This window comes from Anabaena azotica FACHB-119 (assembly GCF_014697625.1).
GTDB classification, from domain to species: Bacteria; Cyanobacteriota; Cyanobacteriia; order Cyanobacteriales; family Nostocaceae; genus Trichormus; species Trichormus azoticus_A.
The window spans coordinates 169,616-191,899 of record NZ_JACJSG010000004.1 but is presented as its reverse complement, the minus strand read 5'-3'; the positions used below and the strand labels follow the sequence as shown (position 1 = coordinate 191,899).

The following is a 22,284-nucleotide window of genomic DNA, read 5'->3' as shown; positions in this document are numbered from 1 at the left end:
AAGGATTGAAAATTAATTTCTTTTTCCTTTTAACTTTTTACCTTTTACTCAATTATCAGACGGTATCAACTGCCTCAAACTCGAACTTAATTTCTTTCCACAGTTCGCAAGCAGCAGCCAATTCAGGAGACCACTTAGCAGCTTCGCGGATAACGTCGTTACCTTCACGAGCCAAGTTGCGGCCTTCGTTACGAGCTTGGACTACTGCTTCTAAGGCTACGCGGTTAGCAGTAGCACCAGGAGCGTTACCCCAAGGGTGTCCCAATGTACCACCACCGAATTGTAGTACGGAGTCATCACCGAAGATTTCCACTAGTGCGGGCATGTGCCATACGTGGATACCACCGGAAGCAACTGCCATTACACCAGGTAGAGAAGCCCAATCTTGGGTAAAGTAGATACCGCGAGACTTATCTTGCTCAACGTAGTTTTCACGCAATAGGTCAACGAAGCCCATTGTGATACCACGTTCACCTTCCAACTTACCTACAACTGTACCGGTGTGAATGTGGTCGCCACCAGAGAGACGTAGTGCTTTAGCCAATACACGGAAGTGGATACCGTGGTTCTTTTGACGGTCGATGACTGCGTGCATCGCGCGGTGGATGTGCAGTAGTACGCCGTTATCACGACACCAACGAGCTAAGGTGGTGTTAGCAGTGAAACCTGCTGTTAGGTAGTCGTGCATGATGATAGGCTGGTCGAGTTCTTTAGCGTACTCAGCCCGCTTCAACATTTCTTCGCAGGTAGGAGCGGTGACGTTGAGGTAGTGACCTTTAATTTCGCCTGTTTCAGCTTGAGCTTTGGTGATCGCATCAGCTACAAACAAGAAGCGATCGCGCCATCTTTGGAATGGTGCAGAGTTGATGTTTTCGTCGTCTTTGGTGAAGTCCAAACCACCGCGCAAACACTCATACACAGCGCGTCCGTAGTTCTTAGCAGATAGACCTAATTTTGGTTTGATGGTACAACCCAACAAAGGACGACCATATTTATTTAATTTGTCACGCTCAACTTGGATACCGTGAGGAGGGCCTTGGAAGGTCTTAATGTAAGCAACAGGGAAGCGGAGGTCTTCCAAACGCAATGCCCGCAAAGCTTTAAAACCAAATACGTTACCTACAATTGAGGTTAAAACGTTGGTGATGGAGCCTTCTTCAAAGAGATCCAGAGGATAGGCAATGTAGGCAATAAACTGGTTGTCTTCGCCAGGAACTGGTTCGATATCGTAGCAACGACCTTTGTAACGATCTAGGTCAGTTAACAAGTCTGTCCATACGGTTGTCCAAGTACCAGTAGAAGACTCAGCCGCTACAGCCGCAGCTGCTTCTTCAAAGGGAACTCCAGGCTGGGGTGTAACACGGAACGCCGCCAGAAGGTCTGTATCTTTAGGTGTGTAATCAGGTGTGTAATAAGTTAGTCTGTAATCTTGAACCCCGGCTTTATACCCAGCTTTTGACTGAGTCTTCGTTTGAGCGTAAGACATATCTATCCTTCCAAGATGTCACTCTTTATTACTTATCAAATCACGTTTGGGTACATTTTTCTCGGCAAAATTACTCTACTCCCATCAGTTAGGAGAAAAACAGGAACAATCTTTTGTTAGAGTTGGTTTTTAGGTAGAGGCAAGCTATTTTCTGCAAATAACTGCTGGTTTTGGTGGTAATCATCCTTACCAGTGTTTTTCCCATCTAGGGTTACATAATTCGCGCTTTTGCTTTTCCCTCGTTCCATCATGAAAATTTCTCTTTTATCTGTTTTTCTCACCCACTAAATTGCTTTTATCCCATCACGACCTTCGCGATTTACGGAAAGTATGAGATTACTTACCCATATTTCAGGGTTTTTCGGGAATTGGGCTGCTTTTCACACATTTCCGTGTTTTTACTCTTGCTATTTTCCTTTTGTAATAGGAGGCAAGACAGGAGTCAAATTGCTTGACGGATATTTAGTAGAGTGATGAGCGCAAGATAAAAACTGCACACCATGTAATTTGTAACTTGTCTCACAATATATCAAGAAATGGCATAAGTTATTCTTTGAAACTTTTTAACTTATTTATTTAATTTTCTTATTAAAGAAAGTTTTAAACATTTTGTTAAGAATGGTTTACAAATTGTATCGGTGATTGTAATGGGGTAATTGGTAATTGGTAATTGGTAATTGGTGAGAGAAAATCATCCATAACCTTTCGCCTGTAATCTGTCGCCTATCACCTGTAACCTCTAATCTGTCGCCTATAACCTGTAACCTATCCCCTACGTGATTAAAAAATCTCCAGTCAGGGAAAACTGAGATCAATCTTTTAGTCAGTTTCGCTAACGGCTAGAGGTGTTGTTTCTCAAGGAAATACGGTCGTGGGATTATTTCGCAAGCGTACTAATCTACTTATTACTTCTGCATTGCTGGGGTTAATCAGTTTACCAAGCATGGGCGTTATTGGTATAAACAATCTTGCCAGGGCTGAACAAGCTGATACTAATGCAGCGACACAAAAAACCCCTGATGTTAAACCGGCAGAATTGATACCGTCTTATCCTGCATCTGCGCCACCCCGAAGGATAGACCCTTTACCTGATGAACGGGATATACAAGAACGTACAATAGAAACTGATTATCGGGTGAGTAACTTACTGGGGGATTTTGCTGGTAATCTCTGGGTGGGTTCTTGGCGGGGGTTATCGCGGATTGACCCGAAAACAGGTAAGATTTTAGCTCGTGTTAGTTTACCTAATTTAGCCATTGGTGCGTTAGCGCAAGATAAAGTTGGGCGGTTGTGGGTAGGAACTTATGAAGGACTGATGCGCGTGGAACCGCGTACTAATGAGATTACAGCACAGAATTTATTTTTGCCTTCCAAACGGGTGCTATCACTGTTAACGGATAAGCGGGGTTATTTGTGGGTGGGAACTGACAATGGTTTAGCTTTGGTTAGTCCCGACCAAGGTTTAATTATGACTACAGTGAAAAATTTACCTGGTGTTAGTGCCAATACTTTGACTTTGGATGCTGATGGTCAACTTTGGGTAGGGACTTTGGATGGCGTGGTACGCATCAATACTGCTAGTGCTTTAGTGATGAAGCGAATTAATGATTTACCCGGTTCAACTGTACAGGCTTTAGCTATCAGTCCCGAAGGTTTAATTTGGGCGGGAATGCCGAATAATCTGCTCGTGATTAATCCGAAAAATGGTATAGTGTTGCGGTCTGTGGCTCGTTTACGGGGTAGGAATGTCACAGCAGTACGCTTTGCTAAAGATGGTAGTGTTTGGGTAGGAACTAACAATGGTTTGTTACGATTAAACCCCAATACTGGGGCTGTATTAGATGAAGTCGCTGGGCTTCCTTCTAGCCGAGTGTTGTCTATTGTGCCTGATGTCGCTGGTAAATTATGGATTGGTACTAGTGAGGGTCTGGCTTGGTTGATGCCTAAAATGGATAAAGCAAGACCTCATTTAGCTTTTAGTCGTGCTGTGAAGTGAGGGAACAGGTGATAGGTGACAGGTTACAGTAAAAAAGTGTCACTAATTACCTGTTCCCTGTAACCTATAACCTATAACCTCTATGCCAGTCACTACCCAACAATTAATTCAATGGAAACAACAAGGACGCGCAATTGTGGCGTTGACGGCTTGGGATTATGCGATCGCTCAAATTCTCGATGCGGCTGGTGTAGACTTAATTCTTGTGGGTGACTCGATGGCGGTGATGTTGGGGTACAAAACAACTCTGCCAATTACTTTGGCAGAAATGTTACACCACGCTAAAGCTGTTTGTCGTGGTGTACAACGGGCTTTAGTGGTTGTAGATTTACCATTTCTGACTTATCAAGAAAGTATTTCCCAGGCTATTCACTCGGCTGGACGTGTATTGAAGGAAACTGGCGCTCAAGCTGTAAAATTGGAAGGTGGCTATCCGGCAATGGTGGAGACTATTACTCGTTTGGTGCAAGCGGGTATCCCAGTGATGGGTCATGTAGGTTTGACTCCCCAATCAGTTCATCAGTTGGGGTTGCGACAACAGGGGAAGACTCAGGAAACAGCTGAGAGAATTTTTAATGAAGCGATCGCCTTAGAACAAGCTGGTGTATTTTCTCTGGTATTAGAGCATATACCCGCAGATTTGGCAATGCAGATTACACAAAAAGTTAGCATTCCCACAATTGGTATTGGTGCGGGTTCCCATTGTGACGGTCAGGTTTTAGTTACTTCTGATGTACTTGGTTTATCGGAAAGACAACCGCCCTTTGCCAAAGTTTACACAAATTTACGCGCTACGATTACCAAAGCTGTACAAGATTATGCTACGGAAGTACGCGATCGCCAGTTTCCAGAATAATGTCTTTGATCTGTCGAATACGGTAGTGTTTTTGAGTTTATAGCGATTTTCAAGTCAGTGAGGTACAGAAAAAATAATTGAACGCAGATGAACGCAGATGAACGCAGATGAATTTGTATTCTATTCGGTTGCAATCCGCTATAATTCCTAAAGACTGCAACCAGGGCCGATAAAGGTTTCAGGAAAACTGATTAATTCGATGTGATTTGGATTAGCTAAAAACTGCTTTGCTACCATTAATCCAGCAATAGTCCAAGTTTGATAAATTCGGGCTTCTTTGCCGATGAGACGACCGTTATTGCCATCATAATATTCGGGGAATTTATCTGCGGTTAAACGACTTTCGGCAATAGCGATCGCTTCATGAGCAAGTTCTACTCTACCTGTTTTCAGGCAAGCAGCAGTAAATAACCACAGTAAAACCGGCCAGTTTCCGCCATTGTGATACGACCAAGGTGTATTTTTCGGGTCACATCCTGTAACTATCTGCCACTCTGAACCCTGCAAAGCAGGATAACAGATTTTCACAGGCATATATCCAATTAAGTCTTCCCAGCGATGAACAAATAAATTCATGATACATTGAGCTTCTGCTTCGCCGGCTAAACCTGCCAAAATTGCCATTAGGTTTCCCAAGGCAAAAAAGCGAAAATCCATGCGTCCCGGCCCTAAATTTCCGGCTAAATATCCACCTTTTTCAGGCAACCATTCAATCAGCCAATCGGGAATAGATTGAGAGAAAATGTTAAATTTGTTGGCTACCTCTTTGCCAAATTCATTACCCTTGTAACGATATATTTCTCTTAACCGCTTTAAATCTATCCAGTAATAATTACGGATGTGATATTGCAAAGCACCTAATCTTCCATTAACTTGATCAAGATACTTTTCTCCATCTCCATCGGGTAAAAGTAACTCACGTGCTGCCCTCAATGCGGCATAAAATAATACTTGAATCTCTAGAGGATGTTCGTAGACTCCCATCCGGCGGTCAATCATAAACGCCCCATCGGGAACTAACATAGTCGGGTACATGGAAAATCGATGTACCAAGCACAAATCTAAAATTAACTTGATTCCCTGTTGAAATTTTGGTTGACGCACTAAAGACAAATCACCTGTAGCATTTACATAGGCGCGTAGTAGGAGTATCCACCACATACAAGAATCAACTGGTGGAACTCTGGCGATCGCTTGCTCACCAAAATCAGCAACTAAATATTCTTGACTACCATTACATTCTACTTTAAAACTCGCAGGCATTAAACCTGCTCCTGGTTGAAAACAGTCCATCTGCTTTTCATGACTTTGTAATGTCAATGTTTCTATTAAGAAGTTACGGACAATATCTGTTTGTCCATTCATCAGAAACACAAAAGCGGAAGGAACAAAATCACGCAGAAAACACTGGTCATAGTTGAGTGCGGCTAATTCTGGATCTTGAGCAGCTACAGTACCAATCGGTTTTCCACCATAATAAATAATGGAATTTTCTAGGAGTTGCCAATTTGCTGTTTCTTGAAGAGACTTTTGATTGATTAGACGAGGTTCCATAGTGATATAATTTGACTACTAATCTCGGCTCAATACTAGAAAAAATACTAGCTTAACTTTCCGCATTACCAAGATTCCCCAAAATAGCGTCAATACCAATTCCACCGCCTATAAACATTACCCGATTAAAATATGCGGTGGTCACATCGTCAAATTGACTATTCTATTTAATTTTGACATGATTAACTAGAATATCTCCACTGTCTAACAGCGTATTGATGGGGATATTGTAGCTTTCGTTGACAAGTCTGATAGCGATCGCTTAATTAATCCTTGAATTTGCACCTGTATGCAAGGCGTTGTTTCTTCTTCACCTTATCATAAATTTTTTAATATGTGGTTTTGGACAGTGGGGACTGAGTATTTATGATATCCCCCATGTCCTTTACCTACAGCATATTTTGGGTAAATGAGGTACAAGCGTAAAACCCAAAACCATGCAGAGACGTTACATGTAACGTCTCTACAGTATTTCACGAATAGCGACACTACTGTATGTCTACTGACGTAAATTAGCTGGTACTTCTTTAGGAACAACCCAATAGTAAACAGTTCTACCATCTACTTGCAGAGTCTTTTCTGGTTTCCAGTCGCCCATATCAAAAGCGTGGGAAACAATGCGAGTACCGGGTTTAAGTTGACGTAAGAGGATGGGACGTAATTTGAGATTGATATCAGGTAAAAGGTAGAGAGTAACTACGGTAGCATCACTAAAGTCGGTTTTGAATAAGTCTTGCTGAACAAATTTTACGCGATCGCTTACTCCCGCCTTCTGAGCATTTGCATTAGCTTCTTGAATACGTTCTGGATCAATATCTATACCTGTACCTCTTGTACCAAACTTTTGCGCGGCTGTGATGACAATACGCCCATCACCACTACCTAAGTCGTAAAGGGTATCATTTTTATTTACCTTTGCTACATTCAACATCGCATCTACCACTTCCTGTGGTGTTGGTACATAGGGAACATCCCCTGGACGTTCTTGTGGTTGGGTTGCTGGAGCTTGTGCTTGAGTTTCAGTTGCTATGTTGGATGGAGATGGTTCTACTTGTGCTTGTAAATTGTTTTGTTGTGGTGTACATCCAGCTAATCCCAAGCCAACAACGCTAGCACCTGCAACCACCGATAGTAAGATTTTTTGCAACTTCATAATTATTATCCTTGTGAGTCAGTTATCAGTTATCAGTTGTCAGTTATCAGTTATTAGGTGATGTTCACTGTTAACTGTTCATAATCAAGCCCTACGTTGGTAATTATTCCAGAACAAGATGGGGATACCGGCGGCTACTACTAAAACACCGACGAATGAGCCTACATTGGCATAAGCTATGCTGGAGTACAGTAAGTAACCGCAAACAGCACAAAAGAGTAGGGGTGTAATGGGATAAAAAGGCACACGGAACGGGCGGGGTATATTTGGTTCTTGCTGGCGCAATACTAGTAGTGATACGCCTGAGAGTAGGAAAAAGAACCAAAAAGCAGGTGCGGTGTAATCCACCATTGTTTCAAACCCTTTGCGGGTGAATGTGCCTAATACAACCAAGGCTAGAGCGATCGCTGCTTGCACAACTAGGGCAGAGGCTGGGGTACTGGGGAGTTGCTGCCAGCGTCCCATGAAGCCAAACAAGGCGAAATCTTGCCCCAAGGCGTAATTAGTCCGCGCACCAGTGAAAATTGTGGCGTTGATTGTTCCTAGAGTACAAATTCCAATCAGGAAGCTGATAAATATAGCACCTGGTGTACCCCAAACAGCAAGCATCAAGTCGGCGGCAACTGCTGATGAGTTGGACATATTAGCTAATCCTAAGCCTCGGAGAAAAGCCAGATTGATCAGCAGGTAAATTGCGGTGATAATACCGATACTCCAAAGTAGCGATCGCACTATATTCCGTTGTCTATTTTTTATTTCCGCCGAAATATACGCTGCTTCGTTCCAGCCACCGTAAGACAGCAGCACAAACACCATTGCTAATCCCCAATTTCCTGAAGAAGTAGATGGTGGCGGTACAGTAGTAGTATCAGCAGCAGTAGTAGTTAAACCTACAATTACTACTAGTAACAAACCCAACACTTGGGCAGCCGTCAGTAAATTTTGTGTCCACTTTCCCTGCTTTAAACCCTGTATATTTAAGAGAGTTAATAGAGTAATTACTACTGCGGCATATATAGATGATGAGAATGTCCCCAGACGAAAAATCTCAGACGCATAGTCACCAAAGACAAATGCAGCCAAGGCAATAGAACCAGTTTGAATCACTGTCAGCCTTGCCCAAGCAAATAAAAAGGCAATGTTTTTGCCAAATGCTCGTTTTAAGTAATAATAGGTTCCACCAACATTCGGATAAGTTGTGGCTAACTCTGCATAGCACAATGCACCAATAATAGATACTACCCCACCTGCTAACCATAAGAATAGGACAGTAATCTCACTTCCTGCTTGGCTAGCTACTTGTGGCGGTGTTTTAAAAATACCTGTGCCAATGACAATGCCAACAATGAGTGCAACTGCATCTGATAACGTTAACAGTGGCTTAGGTGCTGCCTTGCCATTAGTGTCTACTTCCTCTAGTAAGCTGTAGTCTGTATCTCTACTCACATTGCTTCCTCATTAGTTGTTGTCACCGAGTCAAAAGTGTTGATATTAGGACTATATAAGAGTCAGCCAATTTATTTAGACATGACAAATTGGCAATAAATAACACTGGTTGGTTACTTATGGCTCAGAAAAAAAGTATTTAAATATTTGCTTATTTATATTTTCATAAATAATTGTGACGCAAGAGTGACAAATTTCAATCTAATTTTGGTGGAAATAATCTACCCAGATATAAATTATGGATTCCTTGCCGTATTTATACCATCTGCTGCGAACATCGTCCTTAGTCCCGCTTGATAAATCTACCTTGAGAGATACATTATTGGCGATCGCTTACTACCAAAAGTAGATCATTCATTAAACTAAATCCAAAGCGTCTTTACTTTTGTCACAATCATCTGCTACTATCCCGCACTAATTATGTAATTGAAAAACTGTTCGTAGTAAGGACTTTAGTCCTTAATCTTTCAGCACCAAACTACTGACTACCAATCACTAAATATTAACTTATAACCAGATTCATCACCGATATTTACATAAATATCTACTTGGCTCATAGAGTATTTAAACCTAGAATAAAAACAAAAAAATAATAAATTTATTGAAAATAATCTGCATTAATCCGGTTGTTTACAAAGGCTTGCATAGCTTATCAGATAAGGCTTATAACTCTAATTGAACATCATTGTAAACAAAATATTAAAAAAATGTAAATTACATTTTTCCTTGAAAAAAAATGATATGTTGGATACAGAATTGAATTTCGCACGTATCTGGAGTAGTACAACGTAATCTACTCCAGTTTTTCCCCCAAAATCCCTTATAAATGTTGACTTCTAGCGATATTGCAAGAGGGGTTGAGTACAAAATTGTATAGTTAACAATGAGCATCAACTGCCCTCAAATTGTTGCTGTGATTGGGTTATAGATGAGTACAACTAGATCCTGAACCCCATTCCATAAATACTCGTACCCCAACTAAAAAATACTAGAACCCCTACCCGGAAAAAAATTTAAAATTCTTAAAACATCCTCAAAATCATCATTTTGAATTTTGAGTACATTTCTAATAAATCCAATAAATTCTATTCCAGCGATACAAAATTTAATAGTCCAAACCAACTGCTATAAATCTTATATCGCCAATCACTTAAAGCTTCTACACAAAACGCAAGCCAAAAGTGAGTGGAGGGATGAGATAGCACTATGCCTTCGTGAATGGAAGTCTCGGCTGCACACATTGTACTTAGAACCCAAATTGACTCACCAGCCAAAAGCCCAGGACTTCATAGCCTGCCCTACTCAGCGAAGCCGCACAGGCAATGTGGCAGTCGCGACTTCAATTCTTAGGGCAAAGATTATAGCAACGGCATCTCCCACAGTGGCAGCTAGTCCACCGACATTTGCGAAATTCAATGACACCACCAGTTACAGGACTTTCCGATTCTTTGGTTACTGAATCAACACCTACCATAGCAAAATCGGGTGGTTGCGGATGCGACAGCAGCACCACCGTGGAAGTAGACGAAAAGCTCAAAGAACGCATTGCTAAACATCCCTGCTACAGCGAAGAAGCTCACCATCATTATGCCAGAATGCACGTTGCAGTTGCACCAGCTTGCAACATCCAATGCAACTACTGCAACCGTAAATATGACTGCGCTAATGAAAGCCGTCCGGGGGTAGTTAGTGAATTACTCACACCAGAAGAAGCAGCACACAAAGTTTTAGTAATTGCTGGCAAAATTCCCCAAATGACCGTTTTGGGAATTGCTGGCCCTGGCGATCCTTTAGCGAACCCAGAAAAGACCTTCCGCACCTTTGAGTTGATTGCAGATAAAGCACCAGATATTAAACTGTGCTTATCAACCAATGGTTTGATGTTACCTGAATATATCGATCGCATTAAGCAATTAAATATAGATCACGTTACAATTACTCTCAACACAGTTGACCCAGAAATCGGCGCACAGATTTATTCTTGGGTTCACTACAACCGTAGACGTTATAGAGGCGTAGAAGGCGCAAAGATTCTGCTAGAGAAGCAACTAGAAGGCTTGCAAGCTCTCAGAGAAGCTGATATACTTTGCAAAGTGAACTCCGTCATGATTCCCGGCATTAACGACCAGCACTTAGTAGAAGTTAACAAGGTGATTCGGGAAAACGGGGCATTCTTGCACAACATCATGCCTCTGATTTCTGCACCAGAACATGGTACACACTTCGGGTTAACTGGTCAACGCGGCCCCACACAGATAGAACTGAAGTCAGTGCAAGACCAATGTGCGGGTAACATGAAAATGATGCGCCATTGCCGCCAGTGCCGTGCCGATGCTGTAGGCTTGTTAGGAGAAGACCGCAGCCAAGAATTTACCAAAGATAAATTCTTAGAAATGGCTCCCGAATATGACTTCGACAAGCGCCAAGAAGTTCACGAAGGAATTGAGAAATTTAGAGAAGAACTGCAAGCAGCTAGAGAAAAGGTAGTAGCTGGTAAAACACAAACAGCTAGTAATCCTAAAATTTTAGTGGCGATCGCCACCAAAGGCGGCGGCTTAGTGAACCAACATTTTGGTCACGCCAAAGAATTTCAAGTTTACGAAGTAGATGGTAGAGAAGTACGCTTTATCAGTCACCGCAAAGTAGACCATTATTGTCAAGGTGGATACGGCGAAGCAGCCACATTTGATAATATTGTGAAGACTATCGCAGATTGCAAAGCAGTTTTAGTTTCCAAAATTGGCGAATCCCCCAAAGAAAAACTGCTCCAAGCTGGAATACAGGCTGTTGAAGCTTACGACGTGATTGAGAAAGTTGCTTTAGAGTTTTACGAGCAATGGAATAAGGGGTAATGGGTAATGGGTAATGGGTAATAGGTAATGGATAAAAAACAATTCCCAATTACCAATTACCAATTACCAATTACCAATCCCCACTCACCCAATCAAAAAGGAGCATAAATCATGGCCTATCAAATTACCAGCCAATGTATTTCCTGCAAACTTTGTCTGTCTGTCTGTCCTAACAATGCAATCTTGGTTGTGGAAGACGGTAAGCGTTGGATTGACCCCGACTTATGTACAAACTGCGCTGGTACTATCCACACCGTCCCCCAATGCCAAGCTGTATGTCCTACCCGTGATGGTTGCGTCAAAGAACCTAGCGATTATTGGGAGCGTTGGTTTGCTTATTACAACCAAGTTAAGGCGAAATTAACAAAAAAACAAGACTATTGGGAGCGTTGGTTTACCTGCTATTCACAAATATATGCAGAACAGTTACAAAAAACATCAGGGTGAAATCTTAGGGATATAAAGATGAGTGTTATTTATTTAGATAACAATGCTACCACTAAGGTAGACCCAGCAGTTGTAGAGGCTATCATGCCCTACCTGACCGATTATTACGGTAATCCTTCGAGTATGCACACCTTCGGCGGGCAACTTGGCAAGGCAGTGAGAACAGCCAGAGAACAAGTTGCAGCCCTGTTGGGTGCGGATGAATCAGAAATTGTCTTTACCAGTTGTGGAACAGAAGGTGATAATGCAGCTATCCGCGCCGCATTGTTAGCCCAGCCGGAAAAGCGTCACATCATTACCACACAGGTAGAACACCCCGCAGTCTTAAATGTCTGCAAACAATTAGAAACCCAAGGCTATACTGTTACTTATCTTTCAGTCAATCGTCACGGACAATTGGATCTAGATGAACTAGAAGCCGCGTTGACTGGTAACACCGCCCTGGTGACGATTATGTACGCCAATAACGAAACTGGGACTATATTCCCGATTGAAGAAATTGGCAAACGTGTGAAGGAACGCGGCGCAATCTTCCATGTAGATGCGGTGCAAGCAGTAGGTAAGATACCTCTGAATATGAAGACCAGCACCATAGATATGTTAACTATGTCTGGTCACAAAATCCACGCCCCCAAAGGTATCGGCGCTTTATATGTGCGTCGTGGTGTGCGGTTCCGCCCCTTACTAATTGGGGGACATCAAGAACGCGGTCGCCGTGCAGGTACAGAGAATGTACCGGGAATTATCGGTCTAGGTAAAGCCGCAGAGTTGGAACTACAGCACCTAGAAACAGCGATTAAGAGAGAAACAAGGCTGCGCGATCGCCTAGAACAAACCTTACTCGCCAAAATCCCCGACTGCGAAGTTAACGGTGACATTACGCAGAGATTGCCCAACACCACCAATATCGGCTTCAAATACATAGAAGGCGAAGCTATTCTGCTCTCCTTAAACAAATATGGCATCTGTGCGTCGTCTGGTTCGGCTTGTACCTCTGGGTCGCTGGAACCATCCCACGTCCTCCGGGCTATGGGTTTACCCTACACCACCCTGCACGGTTCGATTCGCTTCAGTCTTTGTCGCTACACTACAGAAGCTCAAATCGATCGCGTCATCGAAGTCATGCCCGAAATTGTCGAACGTCTCCGCGCCCTTTCCCCCTTCAAGAATGACGAAGCGGGTTGGCTGCAAGCCCAAGAACAGACATTGGCACATCGTTAATTAGGGAATAGGTTACAGGGTACAGGTTACAGGTTATAGGTAACAGATAATTTTCTCTCACCTATTACCTATTACCCATTACCTATTACCAGCCACTAGTCACCAGTCATCTCTCAGCACTAATAACTTAAAATATGTGGGACTACACAGATAAAGTATTGGAACTGTTTTACGATCCCAAGAATCAGGGAGTTATTGAAGATAATGGCGAACCTGGCGTGAAGGTCGCTACGGGCGAAGTAGGAAGTATTGCTTGCGGTGATGCGCTGAGATTGCACATCAAGGTACAAGTGGAGTCGGATAAGATTGTTGATGCACGTTTCCAAACCTTTGGCTGTACAAGTGCGATCGCTTCTTCTAGCGCCTTGACAGAAATGATTAAAGGTCTTAGCTTGGATGAAGCCCTGAAAGTTTCCAATAAAGACATTGCTGATTACCTTGGTGGCTTGCCAGAAGCCAAAATGCACTGCTCTGTGATGGGGCAAGAAGCTCTGGAAGCTGCTATCTATAATTATCGTGGCATTCCTCGCGCTGCTCATGATGACGATGACGAAGGTGCATTAGTTTGTACTTGCTTCGGTGTCAGCGAAAATAAGGTGCGTCGCGTAGTTATCGAAAATAACCTTACCACTGCGGAACAGGTAACAAATTACATCAAAGCTGGTGGCGGTTGCGGTTCCTGTTTAGCTAAAATTGATGATATCATTAAAGATGTAAAGGAAAAGAACGCCGTAACGAATCTCAACACAAATGGCGTAAACCCTGCTAAAGAAACCGCTATTTCTGGGCAGAAACGAGCATTAACCAATGTGCAGAAGATTGCCCTCATCCAAAAAGTATTAGATGAAGAAGTAAGACCTGTATTAATAGCCGACGGTGGAGATGTAGAACTCTACGATGTAGACGGCGATATTGTCAAAGTAGTATTGCAAGGCGCTTGTGGCTCTTGTCCCAGCAGTACCGCAACATTAAAGATAGCGATTGAATCAAGATTACGCGATCGCATCAACCCAAGCCTAGTAGTAGAAGCAGTTTAGTCATTAGTCAACAGTCAATGGTCATTAGTCAACAGAGAAAAATCAATACTTTGGACTATGGACTATTGACTCTGGACTCCATTAAGAACTTTCACAACCACATAACTAACCATCATGAGTACCAATTGTAATGTGTTTTTTGTAGAGCGTTCACCTCCGGTGGGGCGTAGCCCATCGCCCCCATTCGGCGACGTTCTATAAAACCCTCACAGCCATAGCTCAACAGGCGTGAGATCCAAACGAAAGACCCACCAACTAACCAACCACTAGCAGGAAGAGAAAAATGACTGACGAAAACATTAGACAGATAGCTTTCTACGGTAAAGGCGGTATCGGTAAGTCTACCACCTCCCAAAACACCCTCGCAGCTATGGCAGAAATGGGTCAACGCATTCTCATCGTAGGTTGCGACCCCAAAGCTGACTCTAGTGGATTTTACGATATGGACAGTGAAGACGTTGCAAAGTATCTGCTTGTTCCGTTTAAATTATATGTGCAGTCGCAAGAAGCTTTCACACAGTACATAAATAGCGATCGCTGAATTGAAAATTCTATATCAAAGCATAATAAGTGGAGTCAACAGGTTTTTATGGCGTTGTAATCGGGTAAAAGATAGAATGGATTTTTATCTATTGAGAATTATGAATACTTTTGAAATAGACTTAATGCCAGGATTCATATCTATTATTGATTTAGATATGAAGTATGTAGCCATCAATAAAAACCTAGCAGATTTATTTAATCTAGAACAAGAATCTATTAGTGGGATGAGCTTTGGCACAAAATGTAGTATTCAGAGGGAAATAATAAACAGCCTTGTAGATTCTCCTGTAGGAACAAACATAACTTGGGAATGCTATTATAATTCTACTTTTTTGTTTGTGTGTTCCTTGAGACAAGAAAACTTTATTATCAGTCAGGGGATTGACATAACCAACCAAAAACTTTTAGAAGAAGATTTAATACGTAAGAACGAACGCAATACTACTTTATTAAAATCCATTCCCGAAGCTATTGGTTTCGCGGAAACTAGACGTAGTGCCGAACAGCTTAAGCTTTTGGTTAATGCTCTTTTGGAAAATCCTATAGTAGACCAACGTGGAAGTATTGAATCTTTGGTAACATTAGAAGTTGAATTGCGAGAGGCAACTTTAAAGGTAAGAGAAATTGAGAGAATACTTTATATTGATAATAATTCTTTATTGAGCCGCTTGAAATCTATAGAAGTTATTCAAACTGCTGATAATGAAAAATGGAAAGAGGTAAATAATATTAAAGAGTTGTCTAATGATTTATCTAAATTAGTTAATTTTTTTACTGGCATTCCAGGCGGAATTAAAACTTGGCTTATTATTTTTGTTGTAATTCAACTGCTAGGAATCTTTGCTATTGATATAGGAATTAGAGTATTTAATCTTGAGCAAGTGATACCAATTGACAGAAAACGTTAGATTGTTAATTTTTTGAAATCATAAGGTAGCATCATACTTTCAGACCAAAATCCAGACTTTAGCTTGTAGGCGATCGCACAGTTTTTGACGATACCCAGATAAAGATTAAGTTCTCTGTTGGTAGGAAATTCGTAGAATTGGAATGGCAAGTAATAAGCGCACATTCCAGACAAGCACATTTGCAGTTGAATATTATTGGTTGCTGCAACGGTGTTTACATACCAATCACATAACCAACGGTTATACTGATCAAGCTCGTAGGGTATGACTATCAGAGTTTTTCCTATGATTAAATCAGTCAAAAATCCTTTAGACTTTACAGCCCATTGCCAATGTTTCAGCACTTTTGGGTCATTGCTGGATTGTCCCTGTTTTTTGGTTTCTGGTGCGTCGATCCATCTGGCGCGGCTATAGAAGTCCTGACCACTGTAGTTAAGCAATAGGGTATCGCCATCAACTACCGATTTAATTGCAGGCTTGATTTTTTTATTAGGTGCGATCGCTATGGTATTCATGAAAAAATTTGCTGTTGGCGTTACGTGTTTATTTGGCTTAGTATTCTTAGTGTTAATGATATTGTTCCCAAAAGAGAAACCTAATAGCCAACTTTGTGAAGTTACACAAGTGACAAGCGGGGATTCTCTAACTCTCAATTGCGACAATCAAACTCGACAGCTGAGATTGTGCGGTGTGGTCATATCGGGAAACCAAGCAGAAGCTAAAAGGGTAATTGCTTCCCTAGCAGAGAATAAATCTGTATCAGCCGTATTTTCTGGTAACACAGCAGAAATCTTTGTCCCTGGTTCTGAAGAAGAAAAAATGCTTTCAGAAGAATTATTAGTGAAAGGGCTTGCTAAGTTCAACGTCCAGGATAATTGTCCTAATAGCGATACTCTAAAAATTGCTGAACAAATGGCTAAAGAAAAACTTCTTGGAGTTTGGAAATAAAAAAACCACTCCAAAGGAGTAGTTTATAGTTATTAACCATTGACTAAAACAGGCTCAATCCAGATAAGTTGTGATTGTTTCCAGGGTTTACCCGGCGTTGGCTCCAACAGCCTCCAGTGACCTTTACGCCAGTGGGTATGAGGTGATAAGTGAGTTGATTCACCAACACCCTTATGTTTGCGTTGGTAGTTTTTACCCAACCATCTTGGACGGCGAATGTTGGAGCGATCGCTTGCTACATTCCCAAATCCCTTTGGTTGGACTACTTCATTATCTAGAACTTCTCCGGTAAATTCTGGACAAAATTCCAGTGACAACAAAATATTGATAACTAAGTTTCTAACTCTTTCAATAAAGTCCCTATCCCTATTTTTGATTTGATTCTTTCCTAGATTAGTTAGAAATTGTTTGTCGTAAATTAAATCTCCCTGTGGCGTAACAACTGTACCAGAAAACCACACTGTTTCGCCTTTATCAACCGCAGCCCATTCAAAACTAACCTCTTTTCTAGTTAAATTCGGAATATTAACATTTTTCCATCTAGAAAAATTCCACTCAGGATGACTAGGTTCAGAGCAATAAATAACTATGTAGTCAATCTCACCAGTTGGCGATAATAAAACTCCCTTTGGTATTGCAACTACTAGAGAAGGTAAAGAAGGCTTCCAACCAGCAAATACCTCTGGTTTATCGAGAGCGTTGGTATTATCTAATGCTTCAAATAGTGAATTTGAAAGGCAATAAAGTGGCGCATCCTGGGCAAACCAAAGGGCTAATCGATAACTGTGATAAAAAGCAGATATGTCAACTTTTACATAATCAACTTCACAGGTTGAAAGTGCTAGTCCAGTGATGGCACTCAATTGTTGCCAAGAAATGTATCCTTTGGGAATTTGATAATCTCTTTCTGTACGAATTTCTTTGAGAAGTTGCTTGTTATATTTCTCAAAGAGTTTGAGCGTTTCTGCACGACAAGAATGTGCATTGAGAAAAACTGTTTTACTCATGACAATTTATTCCAGACTGTTGCCAGCCTGGAGTATCCGGTTTATTGGTTAAATGTTGGGAATTGTCTGATTTGCAAGTCTGGGGGAAACTCTTCTAGGATTCCACCCTTGCGATCGCTAATCCTGTGCATGGTTAGAATTTCATTCTCTTTATCCCAATGAGCTACGGGTTTAGCGCCAACTTGTTTGACAAGTACTTTAATATTTGCTTCTTGGCATTGATGAACAACCGATCGCAGATGGTCTATATAGGTATTCCTAGCATTTGAACCAGATTCACCGCCAACAATTACCCAATTGATTTCTCTGGTGATAGTGCCTGAGTCATCTTCCTTTGACCATAAATGGGGTGTATCAGGATTAAGTATTTTAGCTGAGAGCGTTAATTTTATCCATTCAAGTAGCGGTTCACAACTCAGAAACCGAACTGCTGCGGGGGTTTCTAGCAAATATGGAATGCGTTCATCGTTTGATTTCTGATCTTCGACGCTAACTCCTATCCAAATATTATGGCGTGGCCAGAACTCATTAATGTTTGTGATAATGCAGCGCTTATTCACATAGTCTTGACGTTCTTTTCCGGCTACTCCATCTTTAAGTAGCTGATGAGCAAGCCTAGAAACCCGTGATGCTGATTCCAGCGTAAAGTATTTAGGCAATCTATCAGCGCGTTTAGTCAATATCTGATAGGTATGCCAGTGAGCAATGCACATATAAGCAAAAATCCTATCAAGCCATTCATCACTAACCCACTCCGCAAACATATCTGTCATTGAGCAGACAAATATTTTCTGAGGCTGTTTAATTTTCAGCCATTCTTGAAGAACTTTTTCATCTAGAATCAAATTCTCTGGAGCATTACCCGTGTATGGTAGCCCTGATGCAAAGCTAAAAAACTTATTATTGTTCTGTGCCTCAGCATAACAATTGGCGCAACCCGGTGAAATCTTTTTACACCAATGCCCTCCATGAGAACCGTCAGGTCTGACTAAATGAATTGGGTTGGATGTGATATCTGTCCATTGTATATTACTCATTTTTTTCCTTAGTCGCTACAATTGCAAAATTCAAAAGTCAAAATAAGCTGGAATTGCTTCCAGCACTACAAAAATCTGAATGGTGTTGAATGCGATCGCAAAAGTTATTCTGCTTGATATTCTTCGACTACTACCCAACAACCGTTTTCACATTTTTCAACAGTTACCTTATTGTTGAATGGTTCACCATCTTCTACAGTGCAACGAGACAGCCATACTCTTACTCCATTTTTTTCTATTTTCAAATCATCAGCTTGTGAAGTGCATATCGTGGGTAATCTATTTAATTCGTGCAATGTGTATTTCATTACATTAATATCTAAGAATCATTACTCACAAGCGACAGCATTAAAAAATTAGGTTGGGATTGCTCCCAGCCTATTAACTATTACTTTTTCCAATTTCTAGGGTTTTCAGGTGATCCTATAGTTTCATCATGTTCACAATTGATAAAGGCTAAATCAAACTGTTCTTTAGCTAGTTCCAAACCTAAAGCTTCAAACTTAAGGTATGCCTCCTCATCCCATAATGATGATAGTGCGATCGCTTCAATCAAACGTGCGTTGTACTCTGTTAGTTCACCATGAGTATCTAACATCTTTATTACATCTAGTAAACGCTGTTTGGGTCTTCGATCCGGTAACAATGCTTTTGCCCAATCAATTGCATCCTGTGGAACTTTCCAATTTTTCCAAGGTTCTTCCATAAACAATCTCTCTAAACAATCATTACCGATAAGCGACAGCATTAAAAAAGACCCAGAGTTTCCCCTGAGTCCCTCATTCCCTGATTACTATGAATCAGCTAATAATTTCTGATTACTTTTTGGCAATGCTAACTTAGTTGGTGCTTCTAACAATGCCTTAACGGAATCGTCAAATCCTAAACTAAGTTCATACTGTTCCAACACCGCCGCCATTTTGGTTTTTGTTCCCATAAATAAAGCTGGGAAGTTTTCTATGTCAGGTTGGACATAACTGTCAACTTTGCAGCAGAATGATTTATTCTTCCCTTCACCTTCCTTAACACCTTTAAACTGCAAATCAACAATACATAGCGATCGCCATCTATCATCTTTTGCACTAGGTTTAAGATTCAGCATTCTAGCGAAGGTTAATTCTGCTTGAGAGTAATATTGTTCTAGGACTTCTCGCAGACTCCACAAAGCTACATTCTTGAATCTGATTCTGATTGGTATTTCATGCAAAAAGTTGTTTGCAGTGTCTAGAAACATCACTAAATGCTCCGAAACTGCATCCATCGTTTTCTTGTCAATTTCTCCAGCATACTTATCATACCAATCAATCATCGTACCCTGTAGTTCTTTATTATCCTCAAGGTCTGTTTTATACCGCAAGTATGTCCGCACATTACCCAGAATAATCATTCTGGCATTGGTGATGAAGTGTCCCTTTTCAACACCTCCTGATAATTCCTTTTCAACTATTTCAGGAGTTTCATACCAACCAGCTTTTACTAGATTCTTTTCGGGAATGAATAAGCCGGATGTTTCAGCATTTATTACAACACCGTAGGGAAATCGCTTTTGTCTTCTACAGTTAAATTTCTCCCCTAGTAATGACGGGTCGATTTCAAATTCAGCACTAATGTCATTGGTTACATCAACTGGATTAACATGGTCAACATTCATTTCATTAACTCCAAGATTCTCAGTCATTTCATTAACTTCATTGTTAGAAAGTGTTTTTTTAGGCATAGCAATCCTTGAAAATCATCAAAATCAATAAGCGACAGCATTGAGACAAGGTTATCTAACCAAATTCAACGACGTATCTACCAATAAATCAGAATTGTTCTGAATTAATTGTTTCATGCGTTCTTCGAGTCCTGGTTTACCTTTAACTCCCGAAAATGAATAATCAAAATATTCATTCTCGCATTCAATCTTGGTTAAGCTCATGGTTGTAATCAGTCCGCATAATTGTAATGCGTTTGATTCAACTTGATGTTTATATTCAAACCAAGGAACAAGAGCATCAGTAGCACCACTATTTAGCAGTCCATAACACCAATTACCTTGTATATCCAGAAAGGTTAATTGCACCCAATACTGTATAGGTAAATGAGCAAATGGTTTAGCAAATACTGGTGTGGATGCCCATAAGATAATCATCTTCAAGCTTGAACCAACATCATTTAATTCATTGCCAACTAGGTAAATTTTACCTGTTTTTCGATTAAATCTGTATTGTTTTGTTTCCATTTTTTTGCATTGAAATCACTGAATAGCACTAGTTTTTAATCACTGGTAATATTTCAGCGATCGCTTCTTTATCAGAATCCCAACCAAAACCGGGATTATTAGTATTAGCTGTCTCACAAACTTTGACCATTTCAGTCAGCACTTCATGAATGCTGTAATGATTGATAAGTGCTGTAACTAAATCATTGAGTTTTGTTGTTTCCATATCTAGTAATCAAAGCATCAAAATCAAAAAGCGACAGCATTAATGCAATTGTAGAGGTTATTCCTCTACAATCCGCTTATGTTTTAATTCAAGTAAATCGACAAGTTTGGAGATAAATAGACTGAATCTTGCCGATATTTTTCGTACTCATTTTTAAGACGAGTAACATAACTACTGGATAACAAGCTTTGCTTTTTGTTTTCCAACTGGGCGATCGCTTCTTTCAATTCTGATATTGAGGAATCAATCTGTTGAATTTCAATTGAATGCTTTTCATGCAGCTTGGCGATCGCTCCCATAATGTCAGATTCCAACCGACTTAATTTCAAGTCATCCTTGGGAGTAGGAAACTGTTTCTTAAATACCAAGACAATCTTGCCGTTATTCTCCTCTCGATACACTGTTTGATTCTTGTTATTGTTGGCAACTTGTAGTGCTTCGTCAATTGCATTTGGCATTAATGAGTCAATCTCATTTTGAATTGACTTAATCTTTGAACGCAGAGTGAATAGATATTGTAGGGTTTGCATGGTAGAATGGTATGGTAAGAAGAAAAAGATAATTCAGAATTAGACTGCTTCGGCGGTCTTTTTTGTCTTTGAAAGGAGACATTCCAAGGTTTCTGCATCAAACTGAACTAATCCCTTAGCGCTTTGCTGAAACAATTGGAATTTGTCAAGCGAGTATTGACTATCAACAAACCCAGTAATTTCAAGGAATTTGTGATAGTCAAGTTCCCAGTAGGCAGAAGATAGAGCTTTTAGAAAGTCTTGAGTTGTCATAATGTTTGAAGTGTATAAGTAACAGGTGTTGGAGTAAGCTAAATTAATTTGGCTTTAGCTATCCAATGTTCAGGCTGTAAACGTCCATATCTCGCCTATGACTAGAGCCATAGCTTAAGTGAATTGGTCGGTTGAGAGCGTAGTAGTAAATCGCATCAAAGGGGAGTTTACTGTCAAGAATCCATTCCACTAGTTGATTGCTTGGAAAGTCTTTAATCAAGAAATCACAAGCAGCACCGGGATGTTTGCAGATGTAATTTCCTTTGCGATCGCGCTCAAATGCTGTATGCTGATCAACTGCTGGACAAATCCGACCATTTTTTAGTTTTGTCGCTGGGTCTTTTTTGTTCAGATACTTTATTAACGACACTGAACAGAAGCCGTAAGTTAAATTAAATTTATCCTCACCGAAATGTGCTGTAATTGCATTTAGCAATTGCACATATAGTTCTTCAATTGCACTGATACTTTCGGGGTTTTGCGGAAACGGATAAATGAGATTCTTGTACTTGTTGTACGTCTGAGTACAAGTATAGAAACTTTCGTGCATCATCATGCAAATCACTCTAAAAATCAACACCA

At 40.8% G+C, this 22,284-nt stretch carries 25 protein-coding genes; 9 read left to right on the top strand and 16 right to left on the bottom strand.

Features of this window, described 5'->3' with window-relative positions:
* Positions 1–55: 55 nt before the first annotated feature.
* A complete protein-coding gene (locus H6G83_RS04550; RefSeq protein ID WP_190467611.1) occupies positions 56–1,486 on the bottom strand; it encodes a form I ribulose bisphosphate carboxylase large subunit in 1,431 nt (476 codons plus the stop codon).
* 116 nt (positions 1,487–1,602) lie between these two features.
* On the bottom strand, positions 1,603–1,767 hold the full coding sequence (locus H6G83_RS04545; RefSeq protein WP_190467608.1) for a hypothetical protein: 165 nt from the start codon (positions 1,765–1,767) through the stop codon (positions 1,603–1,605).
* 590 nt (positions 1,768–2,357) lie between these two features.
* Here H6G83_RS04545 and H6G83_RS04540 point away from each other — a divergent pair.
* Complete coding sequence (locus H6G83_RS04540; protein WP_190467605.1) at positions 2,358–3,482, top strand: ligand-binding sensor domain-containing protein; 1,125 nt, start codon at positions 2,358–2,360, stop codon at positions 3,480–3,482.
* 82 nt (positions 3,483–3,564) lie between these two features.
* Positions 3,565–4,338 (top strand): 3-methyl-2-oxobutanoate hydroxymethyltransferase, encoded by a 774-nt coding sequence (gene panB, locus H6G83_RS04535; protein WP_190467602.1) that lies wholly within the window; start codon positions 3,565–3,567, stop codon positions 4,336–4,338.
* Positions 4,339–4,485: 147 nt separating this feature from the next.
* Here panB and H6G83_RS04530 read toward each other — a convergent pair whose 3' ends face one another.
* The 3 genes from H6G83_RS04530 to H6G83_RS04520 all read right to left on the bottom strand — a co-directional run bounded on the left by H6G83_RS04530 (position 4,486) and on the right by H6G83_RS04520 (position 8,491).
* A complete protein-coding gene (locus tag H6G83_RS04530; protein ID WP_190467599.1) occupies positions 4,486–5,892 on the bottom strand; it encodes a glycoside hydrolase 100 family protein in 1,407 nt (468 codons plus the stop codon).
* Positions 5,893–6,391: 499 nt separating this feature from the next.
* A complete protein-coding gene (locus H6G83_RS04525) occupies positions 6,392–7,045 on the bottom strand; it encodes an SAM-dependent methyltransferase (protein WP_190467596.1) in 654 nt (217 codons plus the stop codon).
* An 84-nt stretch (positions 7,046–7,129) separates the two neighbouring features.
* Entirely contained in the window at positions 7,130–8,491 is a 1,362-nt protein-coding gene (locus H6G83_RS04520; RefSeq protein ID WP_190467594.1) for an APC family permease, read from the bottom strand.
* Between the two features lie 1,415 nt (positions 8,492–9,906).
* Here H6G83_RS04520 and nifB point away from each other — a divergent pair.
* From nifB to H6G83_RS04490, 6 genes are all read left to right on the top strand, one after another.
* Positions 9,907–11,343 carry a nitrogenase cofactor biosynthesis protein NifB gene (gene nifB / locus H6G83_RS04515; RefSeq protein WP_190467590.1) on the top strand — a complete coding sequence of 479 codons (1,437 nt, stop codon included), beginning with the start codon at positions 9,907–9,909 and terminating at the stop codon, positions 11,341–11,343.
* Positions 11,344–11,454: 111 nt separating this feature from the next.
* Positions 11,455–11,790 (top strand): 4Fe-4S binding protein, encoded by a 336-nt coding sequence (locus H6G83_RS04510; protein ID WP_190467587.1) that lies wholly within the window; start codon positions 11,455–11,457, stop codon positions 11,788–11,790.
* Between the two features lie 18 nt (positions 11,791–11,808).
* Complete coding sequence (gene nifS, locus H6G83_RS04505) at positions 11,809–13,011, top strand: cysteine desulfurase NifS (protein ID WP_190467584.1); 1,203 nt, start codon at positions 11,809–11,811, stop codon at positions 13,009–13,011.
* A 134-nt stretch (positions 13,012–13,145) separates the two neighbouring features.
* Positions 13,146–14,048 carry a Fe-S cluster assembly protein NifU gene (gene nifU / locus H6G83_RS04500; RefSeq protein WP_190467582.1) on the top strand — a complete coding sequence of 301 codons (903 nt, stop codon included), beginning with the start codon at positions 13,146–13,148 and terminating at the stop codon, positions 14,046–14,048.
* Between the two features lie 283 nt (positions 14,049–14,331).
* Positions 14,332–14,589 carry an AAA family ATPase gene (locus H6G83_RS36495; protein WP_277876279.1) on the top strand — a complete coding sequence of 86 codons (258 nt, stop codon included), beginning with the start codon at positions 14,332–14,334 and terminating at the stop codon, positions 14,587–14,589.
* A 100-nt stretch (positions 14,590–14,689) separates the two neighbouring features.
* A complete protein-coding gene (locus H6G83_RS04490; protein WP_190467580.1) occupies positions 14,690–15,499 on the top strand; it encodes a hypothetical protein in 810 nt (269 codons plus the stop codon).
* Here H6G83_RS04490 and H6G83_RS04485 read toward each other — a convergent pair.
* Complete coding sequence (locus H6G83_RS04485; protein WP_190467577.1) at positions 15,496–16,014, bottom strand: thermonuclease family protein; 519 nt, start codon at positions 16,012–16,014, stop codon at positions 15,496–15,498. The two genes, H6G83_RS04490 and H6G83_RS04485, sit on opposite strands and share 4 nt — an antisense overlap.
* Here H6G83_RS04485 and H6G83_RS04480 point away from each other — a divergent pair.
* The gene (locus tag H6G83_RS04480; protein WP_190467573.1) at positions 16,013–16,447 is read left to right on the top strand and encodes a thermonuclease family protein; all 435 of its coding nucleotides are present in this window, start codon (positions 16,013–16,015) and stop codon (positions 16,445–16,447) included. The two genes, H6G83_RS04485 and H6G83_RS04480, sit on opposite strands and share 2 nt — an antisense overlap.
* Before the next feature lie 32 nt (positions 16,448–16,479).
* On the opposite strand, the gene H6G83_RS04475 is transcribed toward H6G83_RS04480, so the two are convergent.
* The 10 genes from H6G83_RS04475 to H6G83_RS04430 all read right to left on the bottom strand — a co-directional run bounded on the left by H6G83_RS04475 (position 16,480) and on the right by H6G83_RS04430 (position 22,258).
* Positions 16,480–17,454 (bottom strand): hypothetical protein, encoded by a 975-nt coding sequence (locus H6G83_RS04475; protein ID WP_190467569.1) that lies wholly within the window; start codon positions 17,452–17,454, stop codon positions 16,480–16,482.
* 41 nt (positions 17,455–17,495) lie between these two features.
* The gene (locus tag H6G83_RS04470; RefSeq protein ID WP_190467566.1) at positions 17,496–18,491 is read right to left on the bottom strand and encodes a DUF5131 family protein; all 996 of its coding nucleotides are present in this window, start codon (positions 18,489–18,491) and stop codon (positions 17,496–17,498) included.
* Positions 18,492–18,595: 104 nt separating this feature from the next.
* Positions 18,596–18,799: a hypothetical protein gene (locus tag H6G83_RS04465; protein ID WP_190467563.1), complete on the bottom strand. Its 204-nt coding sequence runs from the start codon at positions 18,797–18,799 to the stop codon at positions 18,596–18,598.
* Between the two features lie 80 nt (positions 18,800–18,879).
* Entirely contained in the window at positions 18,880–19,197 is a 318-nt protein-coding gene (locus H6G83_RS04460; RefSeq protein WP_190467560.1) for a hypothetical protein, read from the bottom strand.
* An 87-nt stretch (positions 19,198–19,284) separates the two neighbouring features.
* Positions 19,285–20,208, bottom strand: coding sequence for a DUF5895 domain-containing protein (locus tag H6G83_RS35140; RefSeq protein WP_242044408.1), 924 nt, complete (start codon positions 20,206–20,208; stop codon positions 19,285–19,287).
* Between the two features lie 51 nt (positions 20,209–20,259).
* The gene (locus H6G83_RS04450; protein WP_190467557.1) at positions 20,260–20,715 is read right to left on the bottom strand and encodes a hypothetical protein; all 456 of its coding nucleotides are present in this window, start codon (positions 20,713–20,715) and stop codon (positions 20,260–20,262) included.
* Positions 20,716–20,743: 28 nt separating this feature from the next.
* Complete coding sequence (locus H6G83_RS04445) at positions 20,744–20,920, bottom strand: hypothetical protein (protein WP_190467554.1); 177 nt, start codon at positions 20,918–20,920, stop codon at positions 20,744–20,746.
* An 83-nt stretch (positions 20,921–21,003) separates the two neighbouring features.
* Entirely contained in the window at positions 21,004–21,378 is a 375-nt protein-coding gene (locus H6G83_RS04440) for a hypothetical protein (RefSeq protein WP_190467551.1), read from the bottom strand.
* A gap of 111 nt (positions 21,379–21,489) precedes the next feature.
* Positions 21,490–21,702 carry a hypothetical protein gene (locus H6G83_RS04435; RefSeq protein WP_190467548.1) on the bottom strand — a complete coding sequence of 71 codons (213 nt, stop codon included), beginning with the start codon at positions 21,700–21,702 and terminating at the stop codon, positions 21,490–21,492.
* Between the two features lie 58 nt (positions 21,703–21,760).
* On the bottom strand, positions 21,761–22,258 hold the full coding sequence (locus tag H6G83_RS04430; protein WP_190467545.1) for a hypothetical protein: 498 nt from the start codon (positions 22,256–22,258) through the stop codon (positions 21,761–21,763).
* Between the last annotated feature and the right edge of the window lie 26 nt (positions 22,259–22,284).

Excerpts from the sequence above, each read along its gene's own strand:
- H6G83_RS04550 (WP_190467611.1), bottom strand. The coding sequence starts at position 1,486 with ATGTCTTACGCTCAAACGAAGACTCAGTCAAAAGCTGGGTATAAAGCC.
- panB (WP_190467602.1), top strand. The coding sequence starts at position 3,565 with ATGCCAGTCACTACCCAACAATTAATTCAATGGAAACAACAAGGACGC.
- H6G83_RS04530 (WP_190467599.1), bottom strand. The coding sequence starts at position 5,892 with ATGGAACCTCGTCTAATCAATCAAAAGTCTCTTCAAGAAACAGCAAAT.
- H6G83_RS04525 (WP_190467596.1), bottom strand. The coding sequence starts at position 7,045 with ATGAAGTTGCAAAAAATCTTACTATCGGTGGTTGCAGGTGCTAGCGTT.
- nifB (WP_190467590.1), top strand. The coding sequence starts at position 9,907 with ATGACACCACCAGTTACAGGACTTTCCGATTCTTTGGTTACTGAATCA.
- H6G83_RS04510 (WP_190467587.1), top strand. The coding sequence starts at position 11,455 with ATGGCCTATCAAATTACCAGCCAATGTATTTCCTGCAAACTTTGTCTG.
- nifS (WP_190467584.1), top strand. The coding sequence starts at position 11,809 with ATGAGTGTTATTTATTTAGATAACAATGCTACCACTAAGGTAGACCCA.
- nifU (WP_190467582.1), top strand. The coding sequence starts at position 13,146 with ATGTGGGACTACACAGATAAAGTATTGGAACTGTTTTACGATCCCAAG.
- H6G83_RS36495 (WP_277876279.1), top strand. The coding sequence starts at position 14,332 with ATGACTGACGAAAACATTAGACAGATAGCTTTCTACGGTAAAGGCGGT.
- H6G83_RS04490 (WP_190467580.1), top strand. The coding sequence starts at position 14,690 with ATGAATACTTTTGAAATAGACTTAATGCCAGGATTCATATCTATTATT.
- H6G83_RS04480 (WP_190467573.1), top strand. The coding sequence starts at position 16,013 with ATGAAAAAATTTGCTGTTGGCGTTACGTGTTTATTTGGCTTAGTATTC.
- H6G83_RS04485 (WP_190467577.1), bottom strand. The coding sequence starts at position 16,014 with ATGAATACCATAGCGATCGCACCTAATAAAAAAATCAAGCCTGCAATT.
- H6G83_RS04475 (WP_190467569.1), bottom strand. The coding sequence starts at position 17,454 with ATGAGTAAAACAGTTTTTCTCAATGCACATTCTTGTCGTGCAGAAACG.
- H6G83_RS04470 (WP_190467566.1), bottom strand. The coding sequence starts at position 18,491 with ATGAGTAATATACAATGGACAGATATCACATCCAACCCAATTCATTTA.
- H6G83_RS04465 (WP_190467563.1), bottom strand. The coding sequence starts at position 18,799 with ATGAAATACACATTGCACGAATTAAATAGATTACCCACGATATGCACT.
- H6G83_RS04460 (WP_190467560.1), bottom strand. The coding sequence starts at position 19,197 with ATGGAAGAACCTTGGAAAAATTGGAAAGTTCCACAGGATGCAATTGAT.
- H6G83_RS35140 (WP_242044408.1), bottom strand. The coding sequence starts at position 20,208 with ATGCCTAAAAAAACACTTTCTAACAATGAAGTTAATGAAATGACTGAG.
- H6G83_RS04450 (WP_190467557.1), bottom strand. The coding sequence starts at position 20,715 with ATGGAAACAAAACAATACAGATTTAATCGAAAAACAGGTAAAATTTAC.
- H6G83_RS04445 (WP_190467554.1), bottom strand. The coding sequence starts at position 20,920 with ATGGAAACAACAAAACTCAATGATTTAGTTACAGCACTTATCAATCAT.
- H6G83_RS04440 (WP_190467551.1), bottom strand. The coding sequence starts at position 21,378 with ATGCCAAATGCAATTGACGAAGCACTACAAGTTGCCAACAATAACAAG.
- H6G83_RS04435 (WP_190467548.1), bottom strand. The coding sequence starts at position 21,702 with ATGACAACTCAAGACTTTCTAAAAGCTCTATCTTCTGCCTACTGGGAA.
- H6G83_RS04430 (WP_190467545.1), bottom strand. The coding sequence starts at position 22,258 with ATGATGATGCACGAAAGTTTCTATACTTGTACTCAGACGTACAACAAG.